The 21,825-nt window shown below is 71.6% G+C and carries 17 protein-coding genes; 7 read left to right on the top strand and 10 right to left on the bottom strand.

Going from position 1 to position 21,825, the window contains the following annotated elements:
- Window positions 1-96 precede the first annotated feature (96 nt).
- The 3 genes from ABZS37_RS02380 to ABZS37_RS02370 are packed head-to-tail and all read right to left on the bottom strand — an operon-like array spanning window position 97 to window position 2,698.
- Window positions 97-660 carry a GerMN domain-containing protein gene (locus ABZS37_RS02380; RefSeq protein ID WP_355165005.1) on the bottom strand — a complete coding sequence of 188 codons (564 nt, stop codon included), beginning with the start codon at window positions 658-660 and terminating at the stop codon, window positions 97-99.
- Window positions 657-2,012, bottom strand: a complete 1,356-nt coding sequence (locus tag ABZS37_RS02375) for a HAMP domain-containing sensor histidine kinase (protein WP_355165004.1) — start codon at window positions 2,010-2,012, stop codon at window positions 657-659. Before ABZS37_RS02375 ends, ABZS37_RS02380 begins: the two co-directional genes overlap by 4 nt.
- Window positions 2,009-2,698, bottom strand: coding sequence for a response regulator transcription factor (locus tag ABZS37_RS02370; protein ID WP_355165003.1), 690 nt, complete (start codon window positions 2,696-2,698; stop codon window positions 2,009-2,011). The genes ABZS37_RS02375 and ABZS37_RS02370 overlap by 4 nt, the downstream gene beginning before the upstream one ends.
- 151 nt (window positions 2,699-2,849) lie before the next feature.
- Here ABZS37_RS02370 and ABZS37_RS02365 point away from each other — a divergent pair, with 151 nt between their 5' ends.
- The 3 genes from ABZS37_RS02365 (at window position 2,850) to ABZS37_RS02355 (ending at window position 4,269) form a co-directional block, all read left to right on the top strand.
- Entirely contained in the window at window positions 2,850-3,179 is a 330-nt protein-coding gene (locus ABZS37_RS02365; RefSeq protein ID WP_355165002.1) for an STAS domain-containing protein, read from the top strand.
- Entirely contained in the window at window positions 3,176-3,817 is a 642-nt protein-coding gene (locus ABZS37_RS02360; protein ID WP_355165001.1) for an STAS domain-containing protein, read from the top strand. Before ABZS37_RS02365 ends, ABZS37_RS02360 begins: the two co-directional genes overlap by 4 nt.
- Window positions 3,818-3,888: 71 nt before the next feature.
- Complete coding sequence (locus tag ABZS37_RS02355; protein WP_355165000.1) at window positions 3,889-4,269, top strand: YccF domain-containing protein; 381 nt, start codon at window positions 3,889-3,891, stop codon at window positions 4,267-4,269.
- Between the two features lie 526 nt (window positions 4,270-4,795).
- Here ABZS37_RS02355 and ABZS37_RS02350 read toward each other — a convergent pair.
- A complete protein-coding gene (locus ABZS37_RS02350; RefSeq protein WP_355164999.1) occupies window positions 4,796-5,344 on the bottom strand; it encodes an RNA polymerase sigma factor in 549 nt (182 codons plus the stop codon).
- 55 nt (window positions 5,345-5,399) lie between these two features.
- Between ABZS37_RS02350 and ABZS37_RS02345 the strand changes: the two genes are divergently transcribed.
- A complete protein-coding gene (locus ABZS37_RS02345) occupies window positions 5,400-6,764 on the top strand; it encodes a serine/threonine-protein kinase (protein WP_355164998.1) in 1,365 nt (454 codons plus the stop codon).
- On the opposite strand, the gene ABZS37_RS02340 is transcribed toward ABZS37_RS02345, so the two are convergent.
- Window positions 6,761-7,459 (bottom strand): hypothetical protein, encoded by a 699-nt coding sequence (locus ABZS37_RS02340; protein ID WP_355164997.1) that lies wholly within the window; start codon window positions 7,457-7,459, stop codon window positions 6,761-6,763. The genes ABZS37_RS02345 and ABZS37_RS02340 overlap by 4 nt on opposite strands.
- Window positions 7,460-7,697: 238 nt before the next feature.
- Between ABZS37_RS02340 and ABZS37_RS02335 the strand changes: the two genes are divergently transcribed.
- Window positions 7,698-8,495: an SAM-dependent methyltransferase gene (locus ABZS37_RS02335; protein WP_355164996.1), complete on the top strand. Its 798-nt coding sequence runs from the start codon at window positions 7,698-7,700 to the stop codon at window positions 8,493-8,495.
- Window positions 8,496-8,622: 127 nt separating this feature from the next.
- Here the strand turns inward: ABZS37_RS02335 and ABZS37_RS02330 are convergent, their stop codons facing one another.
- Window positions 8,623-9,747 (bottom strand): winged helix DNA-binding domain-containing protein, encoded by a 1,125-nt coding sequence (locus tag ABZS37_RS02330; protein ID WP_355164995.1) that lies wholly within the window; start codon window positions 9,745-9,747, stop codon window positions 8,623-8,625.
- A gap of 182 nt (window positions 9,748-9,929) precedes the next feature.
- On the opposite strand from ABZS37_RS02330, the gene ABZS37_RS02325 reads away from it, so the two are divergent.
- Window positions 9,930-15,392 carry a carboxyl transferase domain-containing protein gene (locus ABZS37_RS02325; RefSeq protein ID WP_355164994.1) on the top strand — a complete coding sequence of 1,821 codons (5,463 nt, stop codon included), beginning with the start codon at window positions 9,930-9,932 and terminating at the stop codon, window positions 15,390-15,392.
- A 39-nt stretch (window positions 15,393-15,431) separates the two neighbouring features.
- On the opposite strand, the gene ABZS37_RS02320 is transcribed toward ABZS37_RS02325, so the two are convergent.
- Window positions 15,432-16,010 (bottom strand): sigma-70 family RNA polymerase sigma factor, encoded by a 579-nt coding sequence (locus ABZS37_RS02320; protein WP_355164993.1) that lies wholly within the window; start codon window positions 16,008-16,010, stop codon window positions 15,432-15,434.
- 225 nt (window positions 16,011-16,235) lie between these two features.
- Here ABZS37_RS02320 and ABZS37_RS02315 point away from each other — a divergent pair, with 225 nt between their 5' ends.
- Complete coding sequence (locus ABZS37_RS02315; protein WP_355164992.1) at window positions 16,236-17,672, top strand: PepSY domain-containing protein; 1,437 nt, start codon at window positions 16,236-16,238, stop codon at window positions 17,670-17,672.
- Window positions 17,673-17,688: 16 nt separating this feature from the next.
- Here the strand turns inward: ABZS37_RS02315 and ABZS37_RS02310 are convergent, their stop codons facing one another.
- The 3 genes from ABZS37_RS02310 to ABZS37_RS02300 form a co-directional block, all read right to left on the bottom strand.
- Window positions 17,689-19,542 carry an ABC transporter ATP-binding protein gene (locus tag ABZS37_RS02310; protein ID WP_355164991.1) on the bottom strand — a complete coding sequence of 618 codons (1,854 nt, stop codon included), beginning with the start codon at window positions 19,540-19,542 and terminating at the stop codon, window positions 17,689-17,691.
- The gene (locus ABZS37_RS02305; protein ID WP_355164990.1) at window positions 19,539-21,245 is read right to left on the bottom strand and encodes an ABC transporter ATP-binding protein; all 1,707 of its coding nucleotides are present in this window, start codon (window positions 21,243-21,245) and stop codon (window positions 19,539-19,541) included. Before ABZS37_RS02305 ends, ABZS37_RS02310 begins: the two co-directional genes overlap by 4 nt.
- Before the next feature lie 179 nt (window positions 21,246-21,424).
- Window positions 21,425-21,820 (bottom strand): hypothetical protein, encoded by a 396-nt coding sequence (locus ABZS37_RS02300; RefSeq protein WP_354992147.1) that lies wholly within the window; start codon window positions 21,818-21,820, stop codon window positions 21,425-21,427.
- Window positions 21,821-21,825 lie beyond the last annotated feature (5 nt).

The raw sequence follows: 21,825 nt of genomic DNA, 5'->3' as shown, positions 1-21,825 counted from the left end.
GCTGTTTTGCGCGGCATGCCCCTTGAGTCGGGACAGAAAGTGCAAGATCGCGCAGGTGCGGGGCGTGGCGCGACGGGCCATCCGGCGTGAGTGGGGTCACCGCTCACTGATCAGTGGGGCGTAGTCGGCGCGGGTGCGCGGTTCGGTGGACAGGGAACCGTCGGCCCGGGGCACGCCGAGGGCTTTGCCGTCGCGCAGGAACGCCACGGTGGTTACGTCGTCTCGACTGGTCAGAGTGCAGACGATCTGCCCGAAGGCGAGGACCTCGTCGCTGCGACCGGCGTCGTCGGCGGGTTCGTCCACCGCGACAATGGCCTGCGTGCCGGTCACGGTCGCACCAGCGGTGTTGACCGCGCCCGGCAGCGCGCTGGTCAGGTTGCTGTCGCGTTCGGCTCCGGTGGGTCCGGCGAGCAGGTGTCGCAACTGTTCCTCGATGGTGGGCGGCTCATCGGCGCGCCGGTCGACCGGGATGATGTGGCTGTCGCGGACCAGGCAGATTGTCTCGATGGCACGGCCGGCCGGTGCGGTGGTGTCGGCGGGAACGGAGCCGCGGAACGGTCCTCGCGGGGGCTGCACCGTTCGAGGGCTGTCGTCGGTGGGGATGCCACAACCGGTCAGCAGCACGGCGAGTGCCAACGGGACGAGACGGCGGCGGTTCACGGCAGGCTCCCCGGCAGGGTGACCCGAAACCGGGCGCCTCCGCCCGGACGGTCGGCGACGGTGACGTGCCCCGCGTGCGCGACCGCGTGCTGGGCGACCAGCGCGAGCCCGAGCCCCGTGCCGTCACCCGCGCCGCGGGTGTGGGCGGCTCGCCCCCGGACGAAACGGTCGAAGATCGTCTCGCGATCATCGACGGGCACGCCCGGGCCCTCGTCGTCGACCTCGATGATGCCGGTGTCACCGTCGCGGCACAGGCGAACGGCTGCGGGGCCACCGCCGTAGGTCACGGCGTTGTCGAGCAGGTTCGCCAGGACCTGGGCGATCCGCCGCCGCTCGACCTGCCAGGTCGGGGGTACGTCCGGTGCCAGGTGGACGAGGCTGACCGGCAGGTCGTACGCGTGGCACGCCTCCCCGGCCAACTTCACCACGTCCACCGGGGCACGGTGGGCGGGCTGGTCGCTACGGGCCAGGTCGATCAGGTCGTTGACCAGTCGCTGGAAGCGGTCGATCTCGTCGGCGACGAGCCCGGCGGCAGTCGCCGTTCGTTCGTCCTGGTGTTCCCGACGACGGGCCAGGACGCTGGCCGCCGCGGCGAGGGTCTGCAGTGGTGAACGCAGCTCGTGGCTGACGTCGCCGGCGAACCGGCGGTCCCGCTCGATGCGACGGGCGAGTTGGTCGACCATCTGGTTGAACGAGGAGGAGAGGCGGGTCAGGTCGGGGTCGGTGGCCGGGTCCAGCCGGGCCGTGAAGTCGCCGGCGGCGATCTTCTCGGCCGCGTCGGCGACCGCCGTCAGCGGCCGTAGGCCGTGCCGTGTGGCGTACCAGCCGAGGGCGGCACCGGACCCGGCGACCATCACCGCGACGCTGGTCAGCGCGAGCGCCAGGACCTGGAGCGTCTGCTCCAGCTCGCGCAGCGAGTTGACCTCGAAGTACGTCGCCGTCGCGGACAGGGGCACCCCCACCACCAGGGCGGGCTGTCCGTGGACGCGTACGCGCTGCACTGCCGGCTCCCCGGAGGCGACGACCCGACGCAGGTCGACGGGAATGGCGGCGGTGGTGCCCGGGTCGGCGGTGCGGGCGTACCACTCGCCGTTGAGGTGCAGCACGGGCCGCCGGCTCCCGCCGGTGTCCAGCGACCGGAGCACCTCCACCACGTCGGGAGTGTCGGTGTCGAGCCCGGCATGCACCACGGCGGCGTCGAAGTAGGCGGCGCGCAGGGCGATGCGTTCCCGGTCGTCGAGCAGGGACCGGCGGGTCAGCTCGTAGGAGACCAGAGCCATCGACGCCGAGAGCAGCAGCGCGCCGACGGCGAACGCGGCGGTCACCCGGGTCCGCAGTCCAAGTCGTCTCATCGCTGCAGCTTGTAGCCCAGACCCCGCAGGGTCACGAGGTGCCGGGGGTTCGCCGGGTCCGATTCGATCTTCTGCCGTAGTCGGCCGACGTGCACGTCGACCAGCCGTTCGTCGCCGCTGTCGTACCCCCAGACCCGTTGCAGCAGTTGCTGGCGGGACAGCACCCGACCGGCGTGTTCGGCCAGCTCACAGAGCAGCCGGAACTCGGTGCGGGTGACCGTGACCTGCTGGCCGGCGCGGCGCACCTCCCCCGCCTCTGGACTGATCTCCAACTCGCCGAAGGCGACCGCCGGCACGGGAGCCCGCGTCGATGCCGCCACCACCGGGCGGGCGCGGCGACGCAGGGCCCGCAGTCGGGCGGTCAGCTCTCTGATCGCCACGGGTTTGACGACGTAGTCGTCGGCGCCGGCTTCGAGGGCAGCGACGATGTCGTCGGTGTCGTCGCGGGCGCTGACCACCACGATCGGTACGTCGTCGTTACGGCGCAGCTGCCGGATGCACTCGAAGCCGTCGAGGCCGGGCAGCATCAGGTCGACGAGCACGTAGTCGGCCGGGTGGTGGCGCTGCGCGCGTAGGCCCTCCTCGGCCGTCGCCGCGCCGAGAGCGTCGTAGCCCTCGTCCTCAAGTGCGAGCAGCAGCGCGAGCCGGATGCGGTCGTCGTCCTCGATCACCAGTACGGCCGTCATGCCGGCATCATCCTCGGCAGCCCGCCGGCCGGCCAACCGTGCCCGGCAGCCGGCGGTTTTGTCACACAACTGTCACAGAGCCTTGCAGTGATCGCCAACCCCGCCCACCAGGGTGGTGGTGGAGCGAGGGTTGACGGAGAGGGGTGCGGCCATGACAACGCCGGTGATGGCTCCGCAGTACACGCTGCCGCTGGTCGAGGTTCGCGTCACCGAACTCGACCTGGTCTGCCTGCCGGAGGTCGGCGCGGTGTTCGATCGGCTGTTGCCCCTGCGCCCCGCGCAGGTCGTGGTCGACCTGTCCGACTGTCAGCATCTCGACGCCGCCGCCATCGGTCTGCTCCTCGACGTACACCGGCGGCTGGCTCGTGCCGACGCGGTCCTCACCGTCCGCAATCCGAACACTCGGGTCCGACGCATCCTGCACATCGCCCGCCTGGACCAGGTGCTGTCGATCGTGAGTGAGGAAGGAACAGCAGAATGACCGTCGTCCCGGACGAGCACCTGATGACCCTGATCTGCGACACCTGCGGGGAGACCATTCGCGGCACGGCGTGCGTGCTTCCCGACGCCGAGGTCGTCTGGACCCTGGTGGCCGAGCATGGCTGGAGTGGGTCTCCGTTCGCCACCGGGCCGCACCGCTGCCCCCACTGCAGCCTGCTGCCACCCTCGGGCGGCGGGCACGTGGCATTCGACGACCACGGCCCCGGCGGCATCCTCGGCATCGACCAGCTCGACGACGTGACCGTCATCGCCGCTGCGGGTGACCTCGACACCGACGACACCGTGCGTACGGCGCTGCGGCACGTGAGCGAGGTGGGCGAGCACGTCGTCGTCGACCTGAGCCGGGTGCACATCATCGACTCGACCGGCCTCGGTCTCCTCGTCCGCGCCCACCGTGACGCCCGGGAACGGGGCGTCGCGCTCTGCCTCGCCGCGCCGTCGCGATTCATCCGCACCGTCCTGCACACCATGCGTCTGGACGGAGCGTTCCCGATCTTCGAGAGCCACGACGACGCCCTCACCCAGCTGTCCGAGGGCAGCGAAACGCCCCTCCCCCATGTTCCCCTCGCGGGCATCGTCAACGACCCCCGCCCGCTCACCCCGACGGCTCGCTCCTGAGAGGACGGTGTGCCGGGACGGCTGCAAAGCCCTCGCGCGGCCAGGTGGCGAGCATGCCTCATGCTGGAGTGGTGATTCGTTTCGTACTGAATGTGCTGTGGCTCATCTTCGGCGGTGGCATCGTGCTGGCGGTCGGCTACGGCGTCGCCGCGCTGATCTGCTTCGTCCTGGTCGTCACCATCCCGTTCGGCGTGGCCTCGCTACGCCTCGCCGTCTACTCGCTGTGGCCCTTCGGCCGCACCCTGGTGCCGAAGCCTGGCGCGGGCGTCGCCTCCGGGTTCGCGAACATCCTCTGGGTGGTGCTGGCGGGCTGGTGGCTCGCGCTGTCCCACATCGTCGCCGGCATCGCCCTCTGCGTCACGATCATCGGGATCCCGTTCGGCATCGCCAACTTCAAGCTCGTCCCCGCCGCGTTCTGGCCCCTCGGCCGCGAGGTCGTCGACGCACCGTAATCCGCTCCGGACCCACCACCCGCAGCACACACCGCAGCGAACCCTCATCCGACGCTAAGACCGCCGTCACGGGCCGTTCCTAGCGTGTGCGGGCATGGCGACACCACCCGTCGTCGCCGTGCTGAGCTGGAACGGACGGTCGTACCCGGGGGACACCTCTACCTGCACGACTCCCCTCCCCCGCTGGCTCGCCTGTTGAGCGGCGCGTCGACGGCCGAGGGTGCGGACGTCGAAGGGGTCACCCGGTGAGCCAGGACCTGCACCCGGGAGCTGGGGATCGCGCCGGCTGCCGGTGACACCCGCGCCAAGCCCGCCGGATCCGGTGTCGGAATGCGCACCGACTCGACGGCCGGGCCGGGGCCGCGGGTGGCCCTGTGGCGAGCACCGGCCACGCTGTCCCGGCCGTGGACAACGGAGTTCGGAGATGTCGCGATCCCGGGCGCAGCGGGCAGGGGGCTTACAGAGTCTCAGCAAGCACCCGGCCTGACGAGAGCGCGCGGCGAATGCGCGCGCGGCGGTACGGGAATCAGCCGCCCTGCAACGACTCCCGGACGTGCCTGCGGGCGTGATGGATCCGGGACTTCAACGTGCCGACGGGGATGCCCAGTTGCCCGGCGATCTCCTGGTAGTCCAACTGACACAGGTCGCGAAGCACGAGTGCCGTCACCAGCTCCGGCCGGTGGGCCTCCAGCCTGTCCAACGCGTCGAGAAGGTCGAGACGCGATCCGGCGATGACGCTCGTCGTCCGGGGATCGGGTACCTCGACGGGCAGCAGCGCGCTCGGCTGCTCCGCTGCCCGTCGCCGCAGCGACCGGTAGGTCTGGCGGGCGCAGTTGGCGACCACGGTGTGCAACCAGGTGGAGAAGAGCGACCTACCTTCGAAGCGCTCGATGTGTCGGGCCACCTGCACCAGCGCGTCCTGGGCTGCCTCCTCGGCGTCCTGCCGGCAGGGCAGGAACCGCCCGCACTGCTCAAGCACCCGCGGACCGATCGCGGCCAGCAGCTGGTCGAGTGCCGCGCTGTCGCCGGCCGCCGCCCGGCGTGCCATCTCCTCGGTGCAGGACCCGTCCGCCACCGGCGCTCCCCGTTCGTGTACCTCACCGGTGTTCCGGTCGTCGGATAATACGGTCGTGTCCATCCCTGCGCAGGTCGGCCGGTATCGCGTCGCACGCCCCGTCGGCGCCGGTGCGTTCGCGACCGTGTGGCTGGCGTACGACGACGAGCTGCAATCGCCCGTGGCCGTCAAGGTGCTCGCCGACAACTGGTCGCAGCGGGCCGACATCCGGGCGCGCTTCCGCCAGGAGGCCCGGTTCATGCGGCAGGTCGACTCCGACCACCTGGTCCGTGTGTTGGACATCGGTGAGCTGCCCGACGGCCGGCCCTACCTGGTGATGACGTACGCCGCTGGCGGCACGCTCGCCGATCGGCTGACCGGCGGCCCGATGCCGGTGCACGAGGCACTGCGTATCGCCGCCGACATCGCCAGGGCGGTGGCCGTCCTGCACGACAACGGTGTGCTGCACCGCGACCTGAAGCCCTCCAACGTCCTGTTCGACACCACGCCGGCCGGAGACCGGGTGCTCGTCGCCGACCTGGGACTGGCCAAGACACTCGCGCACGCGTCCGGGTTCACGTTGGTCGCCGGCACACCTGGTTACATGGCGCCTGAGCAGCTCGTCCCGGGTGGCGGGCTGGACGCGCGCGCCGACGTGTACGCGCTCGGCGCCCTGACGCACCACATGTTGACCGGGATGCCGCCAGGGCAGCCGGTGGAGGCGGCGTCCCGGACAACCGCCGCCGTCGAGCGTGTCGTCCGCCGGGCTCTGCATCGCGATCCGGGCCGCCGTTGGCCGACCGCTGCCGCCTACGCGTCCGCGCTGGAAGACCTGCTCGCCGCGCGACGGGGCCCGGCCCGCGCGCCGCTGCGGCGCACCCGCCGGTCCCTCGCCGCCGTCGGCACCGTGGTCGCCACGCTGGTCATGGCCGGATCGTCGACCGCCTCCACGGCACCGCACGGCTGGACACGGGTGGGCGACGCGACCGGAACGGTCTCGGTGGCCGTTCCGGACGGCTGGGCCAGGCAACTGCGCGACGGCGGCTGGGACCCGGCCGTGGTCGGTCTCGCCGGTGAACGCGGCCCAGGCCTGCTCATCGGACCGGACCTCAGAGACTGGGCCGATGTCGACACCCCGACGCCAGGGGTCTTCGTCGGGACGAGCCGTGCTCTCGCTGGAACGGAGGAGCCGGCCCTGCCCGATCACAGCGGCTGCACTCGTGCCGCCGACCGGACGGTCACCGTCGGCATCCTGCGCGGAAGCATCGGGCGCTGGACGCGTTGCGGGGGTGCGCAGACGTCGTTCAGCGAGGTCACGCTGATCGCGGCCGAAGGCTCCTTCGGGGTGTACGTCCAGGTCAAACAGACCGGCGGCGACGACCGCACCGACGAGATCCTCGGCACGTTGCGGGTGGACACCTCGACGGCCGCTCAACGCTAGTACCTTTCCCAGTTGCCGCTGCCGTCGGCCTTGCGCCACCGACGGGTTTCGGTGCCGCCGTCGAGTTTGCGGACGGTGGCCTGCACGTCCTGCCCCACCACCCGGTACGAGACGAACGTCATGACCCGGTCGCCGGCCGGGCTGGGCGCGTCGCCCTTGATGACCGGCCACGCGTACCGGCCCCGGCCGTTGTCCGAGAGCTGAACGGGCACGAGCGCCTGCTGACGTGCGGCGTCGGGGTTGCCCAGTTCGACGAGGACGAGAGCGTCCTCGGTCGACGGCGCGTTCGCCGGCTCCTCGACCACGAACTCGGCGTACACCGGCCGTGCACCGCCCGGCAGGATTCTGCACGGCACGTCGAAGCCGTTCGACCCGTTGCGGAACGTCACGCTGCCGTCGGACTCGCCGCAGAAGCCCAGATTGCGGATGACCGCGTTGCGCCAGTCGGTCCGCCGGATCTCGCTCACCTGAGTGCCCGGCCCGGAGGTGCGGGTGGCCGGAGTCCCCGTTGTGGATTCGCGGGTAGCCGGTGCACTCGGGCCGGAGCCGCTGGTCGCCGAAGGGCTCGGCGGGCTCGTGCCGCCGGACGGAGAGCCGGCCGGCGCCGCGTCGCCGCCGACCCGATCGATCGGTGACGTGCAACCGGTGGCGACTGTCAGGCTCAGCACCACACCGACGAGCAGTTTGCCGCGCATGGACGGTCCTTTCCTCTGCAGGTTCTGTCACAGGGTTGGATGCACCGGTACGGGCAGCGGTTCACGCGAACCGTCGTGTGGGCGTACCAGAACGGAGTGTTCCGACGGTGACAGCCGCGCCGGGCTCGGCATGCGCACCCCCTGACGCCTGACGTCGACAGTGGACATCGTCGGAGTACGATCCCGGTCGTACCGCAGTGGTGAACTCCAGTCGTCGACCCCTCGATAGGAGCCTGGCATGGCCGGCCCGGACGCCGAACTCGCCGCAAAGCTTCAGCCCGACGTGCCGCACGCGGCACGGATCTGGAACTACTGGATGGGCGGCAAGGACAACTTCCAGTCCGACCGGGCGGCCGGCGACGCCGTCGCCGAGGTCTACCCGGAGATCGTCCTCATGGCGCAGCAGTCGCGCCTGTTCCTGGTGCGGGCCGTGCGTTACCTCGCCGCCGAGGCGGGCATCCGTCAGTTCCTGGACATCGGCACCGGCCTGCCCACCATGCAGAACACGCATGCGGTCGCCCAGGGCATCGCGCCCGACTCACGGATCGTCTACGTGGACAACGATCCGATGGTGCTGGTGCACGCGCGGGCGCTGCTGGCCAGCACGACGTCGGAGGGCGTCACCACCTACGTACCCGCCGACTACCACGACCCGGAGAAGATCCTCGTCGAAGCGGCGCAGACGCTCGACTTCGACCAGCCCATCGCCGTGATGTTCATGGGTGTGATGGGCTACGAGCCCGACCTGGCCGTGGTGCGCTCGATCGTCGGGCGGATGATGGACGCGATGCCGTCCGGCAGTCACCTGGTGCTCTGGGACGGCACCGACACCAGCCCGGCCGTGGTTTCCGGTGCCGAGCGGCTGGCGCAGAGCGGCGGCGTTCCGTACGTTCTGCGCAGCCCGGAGGACCTCGACAGCTGCTTCGCGGGGCTGACGATGGTGGAGCCGGGCCTGGTGCCGATCCCCCTGTGGCGGCCGGACGAAGCCGACGCCACCGGGATCGACGCCTACGGCGCTGTGGCCCGCAAGCCCTGACCGACGCGAGGCCGCCCCGCTCCGCCACGACGGCCGGAGCGGGGCGGACGCCGTTCACCGGTCGCAGGTAAGAGTCATCCCGTCCACGGCAATTCATTCGACAAATATCAATAGAAGGACGATCGGCTCATCGGAGAGACGGAGCGACCCGCACCCGGTCGCTCTCGTTGTCGGAGAGGAACGCCGCCAGCGCCCGCCCCTGCTCGGCGACGGCGGTGCGGTCGGCTCGGGAGAAGCCCCGCAGCGGGCTGACCGTCACCGTGCCTGAATCGACGCTCCAGGTCGCGGCGACCCGGCCGTCGACCAGCACCACGCGCTCACCGGCCACCGACAGGCCGCGGTGGGCGTCGTCGATGATGCGGCTGCGGTCGTCGTAGCCGAGGATCGCGTTGTCGAACGCCGGCAGGAACCGCACCGGTGCGGGTGTCTCCGGGTCGGGGCGCGGCGCGTCGGGCAGGTCGATCAGTGTCCGGCCACGCTCGTCACGGAACGTGACCAATTCCTCGCGCATCGCGGCCACCGCCGCCGGCAACCCGGCGAGACCGCACCAGGCGCGCAGATCGGCCGTGGCCGCCGGGCCGAACGCGGCCAGATAACGCCGTACGAGCACCTGGCCGATGGGGTCGGGGCCCTCCGGGGTCGACGGGTCGATCTCCCGGCCCAGCCACTCGGAGAGTAGGACGTTGCGCACGCCCGCCTTCGTACGCCACACGCCGCGTGGCGGCAGTTGCGTCATCGGGAGGAGGGCGATCGCCATCTCGCCCAGTGCCCGCGGCCCTGCCGCCGGCCAGCGCTCGCCGAGCGCCCGCCCGATCTCGGTCATCGAGCGGGGCTCATCATCAGCCATCACCGCCCGCCCTGCCGCGGCGAGTTCGTCGAGGTCCACCCCGTCGAGCTCGCCGCGGTAGACCCCGAGCACCCGTTGGCGCAGCATGACGTCGTGCCGTGGTCGCCAGGCCACGGCGTCGTCGGCGACGAGCAGGTGGACGGTGCGGCGCATAAGGTGGGTGCGCACCAGGTGCCGCTGGGTCAGCAGGCTCGACAGCACCGCCGGGTCGAACGCGCGCAGCCGCGACCAGAGCCCGACGAACGGTTCCTGCGGTTCCTGTGCCTGCAGGCCACCGAGGTGCGCGACGGCGTCGAGGGCTGGCAGGCCGGCGCGGTCGAGCAGCAACTGCCGGGCGAGCGTCGCGCGGTTGAGCGCCCGCGTGTCGAGAACGGTCATCGGGTCCTTCCGGTCGTCGTTCGGCACGGAACGACGATGGCAGGTGAAGCGGTCAGGGCCAAAAACTTTTGTTCACTTCCTACAACTGAGGGACAGTTGGTTCGGTGGTTGCGCCATAGCGCTCGCAGCCGTCAGGCGGAAAGGTGATCACTGCTGGGAGCCGTCGTCTCGCAGCACGCAGTTCGAGGTCTAGCTAAGGGGTCAGTCGGGTGTTCAACCGTGTCGCCATCGTCAACCGTGGTGAAGCCGCCATGCGGCTCATCCACGCGGTCCGCGAGTTGGCCGCGGAGACCGGCATCCAGATCGAGACCGTCGCTCTCTACACCGACGTCGACCGCACCGCCACCTTCGTTCGCGAAGCGGACATCGCCTACGATCTCGGCCCGGCATCTGCCCGCCCGTACCTCAATCTGGCGGTGCTGGAGCGCGCCCTGACGGAGACCGGGGCCGACGCCGCGTGGGTCGGCTGGGGTTTCGTCGCCGAGGATCCGGCGTTCGCGGAGCTGTGCGAGAAGATCGGCGTCACGTTCGTCGGGCCCAGCGCGGACGCCATGCGCCAGCTCGGCGACAAGATCGGCTCGAAGCTGATCGCCGAGAAGGTCGGCGTGCCGGTCGCGCCGTGGAGCCGCGGTGCCGTCGAAACCCTGGCAGCGGCCCGGGCCTCGGCGGCCGAGATCGGCTACCCGCTGATGCTGAAAGCGACCGCGGGCGGCGGCGGGCGCGGCATCCGTGTGGTCAGGAACGAGGCCGAGCTGGTCGACGCGTACGAGCGCACCAGTCAGGAGGCGGCGCGGGCGTTCGGCAGCGGCATCGTGTTCCTGGAGCGCCTGGTCACCGGGGCCCGGCACGTCGAGGTCCAGGTGATCGCCGACGGGCAGGGCACCGCGTGGGCGCTCGGCGTCCGCGACTGCTCGGTGCAGCGACGCAACCAGAAGGTCATCGAGGAGTCGGCGTCGCCGGTGCTCAGCCCGGCGCAGGCTGCCGAGCTCAGGACGTCGGCCGAGCGGCTGGCCCTGGCAGTGGGCTACCGCGGTGCGGCGACCGTCGAGTTCCTGTACCACCCCGGCGACCAGCTGTTCGCGTTCCTCGAAGTCAACACCCGCCTGCAGGTCGAGCACCCGATCACCGAGTTGACCACCGGGTTCGACCTGGTCAAGGCACAGCTGCACGTCGCCTCGGGTGGGCGGCTCGACGGCGAACCGCCGATGGAGCGCGGGCACGCCATCGAGGCTCGACTGAACGCCGAGGACCCCGACCGCGACTTCGCGCCGTCGCCGGGCCGGATCGCGCGGCTGGACCTTCCCAGCGGCCCCGGCGTCCGGGTGGACACCGGCGTCAGCGAGGGCGACACCATCCCGGCCGACTTCGACTCGATGATCGCGAAGATCATCGCGTACGGCCGCGATCGCGACGAGGCACTCGGCAAGCTTCGGCGAGCGATGGCGAACACCACGGTGATCATCGAGGGCGGCGCGACGAACAAGAGCTTCGTGCTCGACCTGCTCGACCAGCCCGAGGTGATCGACGCCAGCGCGGACACCGGCTGGATCGACCGCGTCCGCGGCGAGGGCAGACTCGTCACGCACCGCCACTCCGCGGTCGCACTGGCGGCCGCCGCCATCGAGGCGTACGAGGAGGAGGAACGCGTCGAGCGGCAGCGGCTGCTGTCGACGGCGTCCGGCGGACGCCCGCAGGTGCAGCATGCCAGCGGCCGACCGTTGGACCTCAAGTTGCGTGGCGTCGACTACCGCACGCGCGTGGCGCGGGTCGGCGCACACCGGTTCCGCGTCGGCATCGAGGCAGGTGCCGTCATGCGCACCGCCGACGTCGAGCTCGACCGCTTCGATCGGCACACCGGTCAGATCGTCGTCAACGGCATCCGGTACCGCCTGCTCACCGGCACGTACGGGCCCACCCACCTCGTTGAGGTGGACGGCGTGACGCACCGGGTCAGCCGCGACGAGGGTGGCGTTCTGCGCTCCCCGATGCCCGCGCTGGTCGTCGCCACGCCGCTGGAGGTCGGCGCCGAGGTCGAGGCGGGCGCACCGGTGCTGGTGCTGGAAGCGATGAAGATGGAGACCGTGCTGCGGGCGCCGTTCAGGGCGCGGCTGAAAGAGTGCGCCGTCTCCGTGGGCAGCCAGGTGGAAGCGGGTGCGCCGCTGATGCGGCTGGAGCCGCTCGCCGACGAGGCCGACGAGACCGCGGACGACCCGACCGTCGAGACCGTCGAACTGGACCTGCCCACCTCCGCCGAGGACATTCCGGCGTACGAGCGCAGCAGGCGCGGTCAGGAGGACCTGCGCGCTCTGCTGCTCGGCTTCGACGTCGATCCGCACGATGACCGTCGGGTGCTCGACGGCTACCTCACCGCGCGGCGGGCTGCCACCGAGGCCGGTCAGCGGCCGCTGGCCGCCGAGCTCGACCTCATCGAGGTGTTCGCCGACCTGGTCGAGCTGAGCCGCAACCGGCCGACGGGCGAGGACGGCGGCGCCGCGCATGTCCACAGCGCCCGGGAGTATTTCCACACCTACCTGCAGAGCCTCGACGTCGAGCGGGCCGGGCTGCCGGATGCCTTCCAGACCAAGCTCGCCAAGGCGCTCGGCCGGTACGGCGTCACCGACCTGGAGCGCTCCCCCGCCCTCGAAGCCGCCGTCTTCCGGATCTTCCTCGCCCAGCAACGCGCGTCCGCCGACGCGACGGTCGTCGCGACGCTGCTGCGCGCGTGGCTGCGGGAGACCCCGCCGGACGACACGCTGCGCGAGCCCGCCGGACTCGCGCTGGAGCGGCTGATCGCCGCCACGCAGGTCCGCTTCCCCGCGGTGGCCGACCTCGCCCGCGGCGTGGTGTTCGCCTGGTTCGCCCAGCCGCTGCTGCGCCGCAACCGCGCCCGCGTCTACGCCGGGGTCCGTGGGCACCTGCGGCACCTGGACGCCCACCCGGACGCGGCGGACCGCGCCGAGCGCATCGCCGAGATGGTACGCAGCACCGAGCCACTGGTCCGGCTGCTCGGCCAGCGGCTCGTCCGCGACCACCTCGACAACGCGGTCATGCTGGAAGTGCTGACCCGGCGGTACTACGGCAACAAGGCGCTCACCAGCGTGCGCACCCGGGAGGTCGCGGGCTGCACGTTCGTGGTCGCCGAGCGCGCCGACTCGAGCGTGGTCTCCGCCGCGGTGAGCTTCGATGCGCTGGGCAGCGCACTGCGCGGGCTGGCCGATTTGGCCGGCGGCGAGGACTCCGTCGACGCCGACATCTACCTCGGCTGGGAGAACCAGCCGGAGGACTTCGACGCGATGGCGGCCGCGCTGGCCGAGGTCATCGCGGCGCACCCGCTGCCGCCCCAGGTCCGTCGGGTCACCACCACCGTCGCGGGTCGCGGCGGAGCGGTGATGCACCACCACTTCACCTTCCGCCCGTCGAGCACCGAGATGACCGAGGACCGGCTGATCCGCGGTCTGCACCCGTACATCGCGCAGCGGATGCAGTTGGAGCGGCTGCACAAGTTCGACCTGACCCGGCTGCCGTCGTCGGACGAGGAGGTCTACCTCTTCCAGTGCGTGGCGCGGGAAAACCGGGCGGACGAGCGCCTCGTCGCGTTCGCGCAGGTGCGGGACCTGACCGAGCTTCGCGAGCAGGACGGCCGCCTGGTCGCGCTGCCGACGACCGAGGACGCCATCGCCGCCTGCCTCGACTCGATCCGCCGCGCCCAGTCGCGGCGACCGTCGAAGACGCGCTTCAACACCAACCGGATCGTGGTCTACGTCTGGCCGCCGAGCGAGCTCACCCGCCAGGAGATGGAGATGATCGCCGGGCGCGTACGCCCGACGACCGTGGGCGCCGGGCTGGAGGAGATCCTGTTCATCGCACGGCAGCGCGACCGCCGGACCGGCGAGCTGACCAAGATCGCCGTGCGGATCTCGTTCGATGCCGCGGGCGGGGCCGACCTGGCCGTCGGTGAGCCGCCGGTCGAGCCGCTCGAGCCGCTCGACGAGTACCGGCTGAAGGTGCTGCGCGCGAGCAGCCGCAACACGGTGTACCCGTACGAGCTGACCGGCCGGCTCGGTGACTTCGTCGAGTACGACCTCGACGACGACCACGTGTTGGTGCCGGTGGACCGGCCGAAGGGGCGCAACAGCGCCGCGATCGTCGCCGGGGTGGTCACGACGCCGACCGAGCGCTACCCGCAGGGTGTCACCCGCGTGGTGCTGCTCGGCGACCCGACGAAGTCGCTGGGTGCCCTGTCGGAGCCGGAGTGCCGGCGCGTGATCGCCGCACTGGACCTGGCGGAGCGGATGCACGTGCCGCTGGAGTGGTGGGCGCTGTCCGCCGGCGCTCGGATCTCCATGACCTCGGGCACGGAGAACATGGACTGGGTGGCCGCGGCGCTCAAGCGGATCGTCGAGTTCACCCAGGCCGGCGGTGAGATCAACATCGTGGTCGCGGGCATCAACGTCGGCGCGCAGCCGTACTGGAACGCCGAGGCGACGATGCTCATGCACACCAAGGGCATCCTGGTGATGACACCCGACTCGGCGATGGTGCTCACCGGCAAGCAGTCGCTCGACTTCTCCGGTGGTGTGTCCGCAGAGGACAACTTCGGCATCGGTGGCTACGACCGGGTGATGGGGCCGAACGGGCAGGCGCAGTACTGGGCGCCGAACCTGACGGCCGCACGGGACGTGGTGATGTCGCACTACGACCACACGTACGTCGCACCCGGCGAGGACGCGCCACGGCGGGCGGCCACCACCGACCCCGCGGACCGCGACATCTCCGACTTCCCGCACGACGTGGCGGGCAGCGCCTTCCGCACCGTCGGGGAGATCTTCTCCGTCGAGTCGAACCCGGACCGCAAGAAGCCGTTCGACATCCGTACGGTGATGCGTGCCCTCTCCGACCAGGACCACCCGGTGCTGGAGCGCTGGGCGGGCATGGCCGACGCGGACACCGCGGTCGTGCAGGACATCCACCTCGGTGGCATCCCGGTCTGCCTGCTCGGCATCGAGTCCCGGTCGGTGCCGCGGCACGGCTTCCCGCCCACCGACGGTCCGGACACCTACACGGCGGGCACGCTGTTCCCCCGCTCGTCGAAGAAGGCCGCGCGGGCGATCAACGCGGCCAGCGGCAACCGACCTCTCGTCGTCCTGGCGAACCTGTCCGGCTTCGACGGCTCACCGGAGTCGATGCGCAAGCTGCAGTTGGAGTACGGCGCCGAGATCGGCCGGGCGATCGTGAACTTCCGGGGGCCCATCGTCTTCTGCGTGATCTCCCGCTACCACGGCGGTGCGTTCGTGGTGTTCTCGAAGGCGCTGAACCCGAACATGACCGTGCTCGCCCTGGAGGGTTCGTTCGCCTCGGTGCTCGGTGGCGCCCCCGCCGCCGCGGTGGTGTTCGCCGCCGACGTCAACGCCCGTACGGCGGCCGACGCCCGGGTGCGGGACCTGGAGACCCGCGCCGGGGCCGCGACGGGCACCGAACGCGCCGCGTTGACCGCCGAACTCGACGAACTGCGCTCGTCGGTACGCGCGGAGAAGCTCGGCGAGGTGGCGACGGAGTTCGACCGGGTGCACAACATCCAACGCGCCGTCGAGGTCGGCTCGGTGGACGCCGTCATCCGCGCCGCCGAGCTACGCCCGCGCATCATCGAGGCCATCGAGACCCGCCTGGGATAAGGGAACGAGGCGGGGCGGGGCCGGAACCGGTATCCGCCCTCAGCCGGTCTGCTGCTCGCGGGTCGGGCCAGTGTCGGCCTGCCAGGCCGTGACGAGATCCTCGCGGGCGCGGGCGACACGGGAGCGGATCGTGCCGACGGGGCACCGGCAGACGTCGGCAGCCTCGGCGTAGGACAGGCCGAGCACGTGGGTGGCGACGAACGCCTCGCGACGCTCCCGGGTCAGGCCGGCGATCAACCGGTGCAGGGTCACGCCCTCGTCGATGCCGGCGGTGATCGCCCCGGCAGCCTCGGCTGCTGCCTGCCAGTCCGGCACCGATGCCGTCCTCGGCCGGGCCACCGCCGTCCGGACGTGATCGACGGCAACGCGCCGGGCGATCGTGAACACCCACGTCCGGGCGGACGAGCGACCGGCAAAGCGGGGCAGGCTGCGAAATGCCCTCAGGAACGTCTCCTGGGTCAGGTCGTCGGCCTCACCCGGCCCGGCCAGATGCGACAGGAACCGCCAGACCTGGTCCTGCAGGGCCCGGACGAACGCCGTGGCGGCCTGCCGGTCGCCCTGGCCTGCGTCCTGCGCCCACCGGGTCACCTGGTCGTCGTCAACGACGCCCTTCCGCACCGACCACCGTCCTGTGTGCCACGGGCGCTCCTCCATGCCGAGATGCCGTCGTCGGAACGCCGCCGGTCAGCCGCGCACTCTGGTTGTCGGAGGCCGGTCCGGAAAAGTTCCCGGATCTCCCCGTTCGGCTGATTTCCCGGATGTCCGACTCGGCGGGAACCGACACCGCCCGCCATCCGACTACCGATTCCGACCGCCCCGCGCATCGAGTCGATCGGATACCGCATGACGTCCACCGTTGAGACGCCCGAATCCACTCCCCCCTCGCCGGCTCCGGCCGCGACGTCCGGGGCCCGCGCGGGGTGGGGCGGACTGCTGCTGCGTATCCACTTCTACGCCGGGATCCTGGTCGCCCCGTTCCTCGTCGTGGCCGCGCTGACCGGCCTCGCGTACACGGTCACGCCACAACTGGAGAGGATCGTCCACGGTGAGCAGCTCATGGTCGACAAGGTCGGCGACGACGCGCGTCCGCTGGCCGAGCAGATCGCCGCCGCCCGGGTCGCCCATCCTGACGGCGCCCTCGCATCCGTCGCGCCGGGCGACGGGGACGCCACGACCCGGGTGGTGTTCGACGTCGCTGCCCTCGGGGACCGGCAACACACCGTCTACGTCGACCCGTACACCGGCGAGGTGAAGGGGACGCTGACGACCTGGTTCGGGTCGACGCCGGTCACCACCTGGCTGGACGACCTGCACCGCAACCTGCACCTCGGCGCGGTGGGCCGTTACTACTCGGAGATCGCCGCGAGTTGGCTGTGGGTTCTCGTGTTCGGCGGGATCGTCCTGTGGTGGCGTCGGCAGCGCCCCGGTGCCGGTCGGGTGCGACGGCTCGTCGGCCCCGATCTCGCGGCCCGTCGGGGTGTGCGGCGAACCCGTGGCTGGCACGCGGCGACCGGGCTGTGGCTCGCCGTTGGTCTGCTGTTCCTCGCCGCCACCGGCTTGACCTGGTCCCGCCACGCCGGGGAGAACTTCGGCGCGGGGCTGGACGCCCTCGATTCCCGTACCCCCGAGGTGTCCACCGTTCTGCCGGGTGCGGCCGCACCCGCCGACGACACTGGCCATCACGGCGGCGGACACAGCGGGCAGGCCACCGCGATCGACCCTGCCGCCACCCACCGCGTCCTCGCGATCGCCCGCAGCGCGGGGCTCGACGGCCCGGTCGAGATCACGCCCGCCGCCGACGCCCACACGGCGTGGACCGTCACGCAGGTGGACGACACCTGGCCGGTCCGCAAGGACAGCGTCGCCGTCGATCCTGCCGCCGGCACCGTGACCGCCCGCAGCGACTTCGGGTCCTGGCCGCTGCTGGCACAACTGAGCAGCCTCGGCATCCAGGCCCACATGGGGCTGCTCTTCGGGCCGGTCAATCAGATCCTGCTCGCCGCCCTCGCCCTCGGGCTGCTCTGTGTCATCGTGTGGGGCTACCGCATGTGGTGGCAACGCCGACCCACCCGCACCGACCGTCGCGCCCCCGTCGGCACCGCCCCCGAGCGCGGCGCATGGCGGCTGGTGCCCGGCTGGGGCCTCGTCCTCGGCGTACCCGTCGTCGTCGCCGCCGGTTGGGTGCTACCGGTGTTCGGGGTGACCCTGCTGGCCTTCCTCGCCCTCGACCTTGTCACCGGGGCCTGGCGGACCCGCCAGGCCAGGGCCACGGCCGGATGACGCGCGGGTCTGCCGTTCAGCCTGCGACGGGCTGGTCCTGGATCTGCTCGGCGCTCTCGCGTCTCCTCGGGACCACGAGGTCGGGCATGCTCCAGGAGCGCCACAGCTGGCTGTACCCGCCCCCGGCCGCCAGCAACTCGGCGTGCGTGCCGTGCTCGGCGATACGCCCGTGGTCCATGACGATGATGCGGTCCGCGGTGGCCGCCTGGCTGAGGCGGTGGGCGACGATCAGGGTGGTACGGCCCTCGGTGGCCGCCGCGGCGGCACGGTCGAGGTCGCGCGCGCCGGCGCTGCCCGCCTCCGCGGTGGCCTCGTCGAGGACCGCGACGGCGGGGTCGGCGAGGACGAGGCGAGCCAGTGCGAGCTGCTGGGCCTGAGCCGAGGTGAGGTGCCGTCCACCCTCCCCCACCGAGGTGGCAAGACCGTCAGGCAGGGTACGGAGCCAGGTGGTGGCACCGACGAGGTCGAGGGCGGCGGTCAGCTCGACGTCGGTGGCATCCGGGTCGGCCAGGCGCAGGTCGTCGGCGAGCGGCCCGGCGAAGACGTGCACCTCCTGGCTGATCAGGGCGATCTCGCGCCGGAGGCGGTGCTCGCCGAGGTGCGCCAGCGGCACGCCGCGCAGGCTCACCGAACCGTGGCTGGGCGCGATGATGCCGGCGATGATGCCGGCGAGCGTGCTCTTGCCCGCTCCGCTCGCGCCGACGAGAGCGACACGCTCCCCGGGTGCGAGACGGAGGGCGATGTCCCGCAGCACGACGGGTCCGTCGTCGTAGCGGTGCTGCGCGACGGTCACCTCCAGCGCCGCCGGCTCGGGCCGCTCTTGTCGAGCGGGCCGGGAGCCGTCGGAGGACGCGGTGTCCGGCAGTGTGGTGACGCCGACGAGCCGGGCGAGGCTCGCCCCGGCCTGCAGCACCGAGTCCGATTCGAACAGCAGCAGGCCGATGGGGTTGAAGAGGCGGTGGAAGTAGAGCGCGGCGGTGGTGGCCGCTCCCACGGTGACGAGGTCGTCGCGTACCAGCAGGAAACCGGCGAGCAGCACGGCGGCGAGCCCCACGAACTCGGACCGGTTGATGCGCAGCCCGAACCGCGTGAACAGACCGAAGATCTCCAGCGACAGGTCGCGGGCCACCGCGGAGCGGTCCGCGATCCGCGCGACGTGGGCGTCCTCCATCCGGTAGGCGCGAACGGTTGCCGAGCCGCGGAGCGCCTCCGCCGTCGCCTGTGCGCGTTCGCCCGTCGCCACCCGCTCGCGCGCGTAGAACGGAACCGAACGCTTCAGGTACCAGTACAGCGCCAACGCGTACGCCGGGGCCGCGACCAGCCCGGCGATGCCGAGTCGCCAGTCGAGGGCGAAGAGCCCTGCTGCGGTCAACACGACGGACAGCAGCGCGCCGAGGAACGCGGGGCCGCTGGTGGCGATCACGTTCGTCACCACGGCCACGTCGTCACCGGCGCGTGCCACCAGGTCCCCGGTCCCGGCTCGTTCCAGGGTGGCCGATGGTAGGTGCAGTGCGCGATCGAGGACCCGCTCCCGAAGCCGGGCCAGCACGGTCTCGCCGAGTCGTGCGGCGACCGCCGCTCCGACCGCGGTGAGGAGTCCAGCGAGCACCGCCGCGCCCGCGATCACACCGGCCCAGGCCACCATCTGTGGCGTGTCGGACCCGGCGATGACGTCATCGACGAGGCGGCCGAGCACCCACGGGGCGACGAGCCCGGTTGCCGCCGCGGCGACCAGCAACGTGCCGGCGACGGCGCTGAGCCAGGGCAGGCGGGTCAACTCGGTACGAAGAGCGGCCCAGGTCTGCCGGCCGGTGGCCGTTGGCAGCAGTTGCCGGGGCTCGACGCCGGTCATCAACGACTTGTCGGTCATCGCAGGATCTCTTCCCGGTAGCGGGCGTCGCTGGCGAGCAGCTGCTCGTGCGGGCCCTCGGCGACGACCCGCCCACCGTCGATCACGGCCACCCGGTGTGTGACCCGCAGCAGGGCCGGGCTGGTGGTGATCAGCACCGTGCCGCGGGTCGCCGTCCCGCGAGCCGAGGCCAGACCCTCGGCGAGCAGCCCTTCGGTCACCGCGTCGATCGCCGTGGTGGGGTCGTGCAGCACCAGCACCGGCGGGTCGGCGGCGAGTGCCCTGGCCAGTCCGATCCGCTGCCGCTGCCCGCCGGACAGGTTCGCCCCCCGCTCGGTGAGCAGGCGGTCGAATCCGTGCGGGTGCGCGGCGAGCACGTCCTCGGCCGCGGCAGCCCGCACAGCGGCACGCAGGACCGTGTCGTCGAGGTGGGCACCGGCGCTGAGATTGGCGCGCAGGGTTCCTTCGAACAGCGCCACGTCATGCTGCTCGACCAGGACCGTGGCGCGTACGGCGTCGATGTGCAGCTCTTCGGCGGGCACGCCGTCGACGTACAACGTTCCCCGGTAGTCCGGGCGGGGCACCCGACCGGACAGCAGCGCGACCAGCGCCTCGGCGTCGCTCGGATCGTAGGCGAGCACGCCCAGGATCTCACCGGCGCGGACGTGCAGGCTGACGTCGTCGAGGCCGACGTGACCGACCGCGTCGAGGGTGAGCCGCGACGAGCTCGGGGCGGGCGGCCCCGCGCTGCCCGGCCGGATGACCGGCGCGGCACCCAGGACCCGGGCGACCCGACCCGCGGAGGCCCGGGCCATGGCGAACAGCTGGACGCAGTAGCCGAGCGTCTGCACCGGCTCGGCGATGAACTGGGCCAGCCCGACGACGGCGACGAGCTCGCCGATGGTCAGTCGGCCCTGTAGCGCGAGCCAGCCCGCGACGCCGGCGACCGTCGCGAGGAAGAGGCCGTTGACCATGGTGGTGAGCCCCAGGTGCAGGCCCTTGGTGGTGGCGGCACGCAGGGTGACGTCGAGGGCGTGACGGCTGGCGCCGGCGTACCGGCGTGCGGCGTGATCCTGGGCGCCGATGCCGCGCAGCACGCGCAGGCCGGTGACGAGGTCGACGGCGAGTGCGGTCGTGGCCGCGAGGGCCTCCTGTTGCGATGCGCTGCGTCGGGTGAGCAACGGCGCCATCCGTTGCAGGACGACGACCAGCAGAGGTACGCCGATGAGCACCCCGAGCCCGAGAGGAATGTCGACGACGAGCAACGCGACGGCCGCGACCACGATGGCGGTGAACGCTGCCGCGGTGAGTCCCGCGACCCGGACGACGAGGGCGGACAACTCGGCGTCGGAGGCCGTGACGGAGAGCAGTTCTCCGTCACGCATGCCCGAGCGGTGCCCTCGTGGGTCGAGTGCACTGCGGGCGATCTCGACGCGGATGGCGTGCGCCTCGTGTTCCACCGCGGCGTACGCCATTCGGGCACCGGTCCGATAGGCGAAGGCGAGAACGGTGAACAGGGCGGCAAGACCGGCGAGTGAGAGCAGCAGCGCGCGGACGTCCCCGGTGGCGACGGCACGGTCGATGACCACGCCGATGGCGACCGGGACGAGGGCTTCGGCGGCCTGGTGTGTGCAGAGCAGCGCGATGCCGAGAACCACCCGTCCGCGCTGTCGGCGCAGGGCGCGGCGCAGCACCACTGTGCCGCTGATCTCGGCGACTGTCATGCTCGGATCGATGAGGGCATGGCGGCAGACTCCACTATTGATTAGGGCAGCCTAACCTAACACGCCGTCGCGAGACCGGGCTGGGCGGGAGGGTGCCGACAGTTTCTCAGAGGAACCCGGTGGCACGGAGGCGCGGCGACGATCCGGTGACCGCCGCCACGCCCTCGTCCACAAGCCGATCAGGCCTTGTCGTACTCGGTGACGCAGTTGTACCGATCCCCGCCGCCCCAGTCGACGCAGAGCACGAACTTGTAGTTGGCGCCCTCGACGAGGTCGTACACCCCGCCATTGGAGGCGGACCGGGTGACACAACTCCCGTTGCTCTTGGCCTGGATGGTGTAGCGGTGGGTGTTGGTGCTGGCGGTGTAGACCCGCAGGTCGATGTAACGGCCGTCTGCCTCTTCATCGCACACGGTGAGCACGTCCCCGTAGCTGGTGAAGGTCATCGAACCGGCATCGCCGTTCCACGTCCACACCGGACCAAAGCTCGCGTGGGCGGGCACGGCCACCGCCAGTGCCGCCAGGACTGCGGCACCGGACATGCCGAGGCTGGTCAGCGTACGACGCATTCTCATTGCGT

Source organism: Micromonospora sp. NPDC005413 (genome assembly GCF_040606435.1).
In the GTDB taxonomy this organism is placed as follows: Bacteria; Actinomycetota; Actinomycetes; order Mycobacteriales; family Micromonosporaceae; genus Micromonospora.
The sequence above is the reverse complement of the archived record's forward strand: the minus strand, read 5'-3'. Positions and strand labels throughout refer to the sequence as shown.

Bases quoted from the DNA above. Each gene is read 5' to 3' on its own strand.
- ABZS37_RS02335 (WP_355164996.1), top strand. From the start codon at position 7,698: ATGGCCGGCCCGGACGCCGAACTCGCCGCAAAGCTTCAGCCCGACGTG.
- ABZS37_RS02365 (WP_355165002.1), top strand. From the start codon at position 2,850: ATGACAACGCCGGTGATGGCTCCGCAGTACACGCTGCCGCTGGTCGAG.
- ABZS37_RS02315 (WP_355164992.1), top strand. From the start codon at position 16,236: ATGACGTCCACCGTTGAGACGCCCGAATCCACTCCCCCCTCGCCGGCT.
- ABZS37_RS02375 (WP_355165004.1), bottom strand. From the start codon at position 2,012: ATGAGACGACTTGGACTGCGGACCCGGGTGACCGCCGCGTTCGCCGTC.
- ABZS37_RS02370 (WP_355165003.1), bottom strand. From the start codon at position 2,698: ATGACGGCCGTACTGGTGATCGAGGACGACGACCGCATCCGGCTCGCG.
- ABZS37_RS02360 (WP_355165001.1), top strand. From the start codon at position 3,176: ATGACCGTCGTCCCGGACGAGCACCTGATGACCCTGATCTGCGACACC.
- ABZS37_RS02300 (WP_354992147.1), bottom strand. From the start codon at position 21,820: ATGAGAATGCGTCGTACGCTGACCAGCCTCGGCATGTCCGGTGCCGCA.
- ABZS37_RS02310 (WP_355164991.1), bottom strand. From the start codon at position 19,542: ATGACCGACAAGTCGTTGATGACCGGCGTCGAGCCCCGGCAACTGCTG.
- ABZS37_RS02305 (WP_355164990.1), bottom strand. From the start codon at position 21,245: ATGACAGTCGCCGAGATCAGCGGCACAGTGGTGCTGCGCCGCGCCCTG.
- ABZS37_RS02340 (WP_355164997.1), bottom strand. From the start codon at position 7,459: ATGCGCGGCAAACTGCTCGTCGGTGTGGTGCTGAGCCTGACAGTCGCC.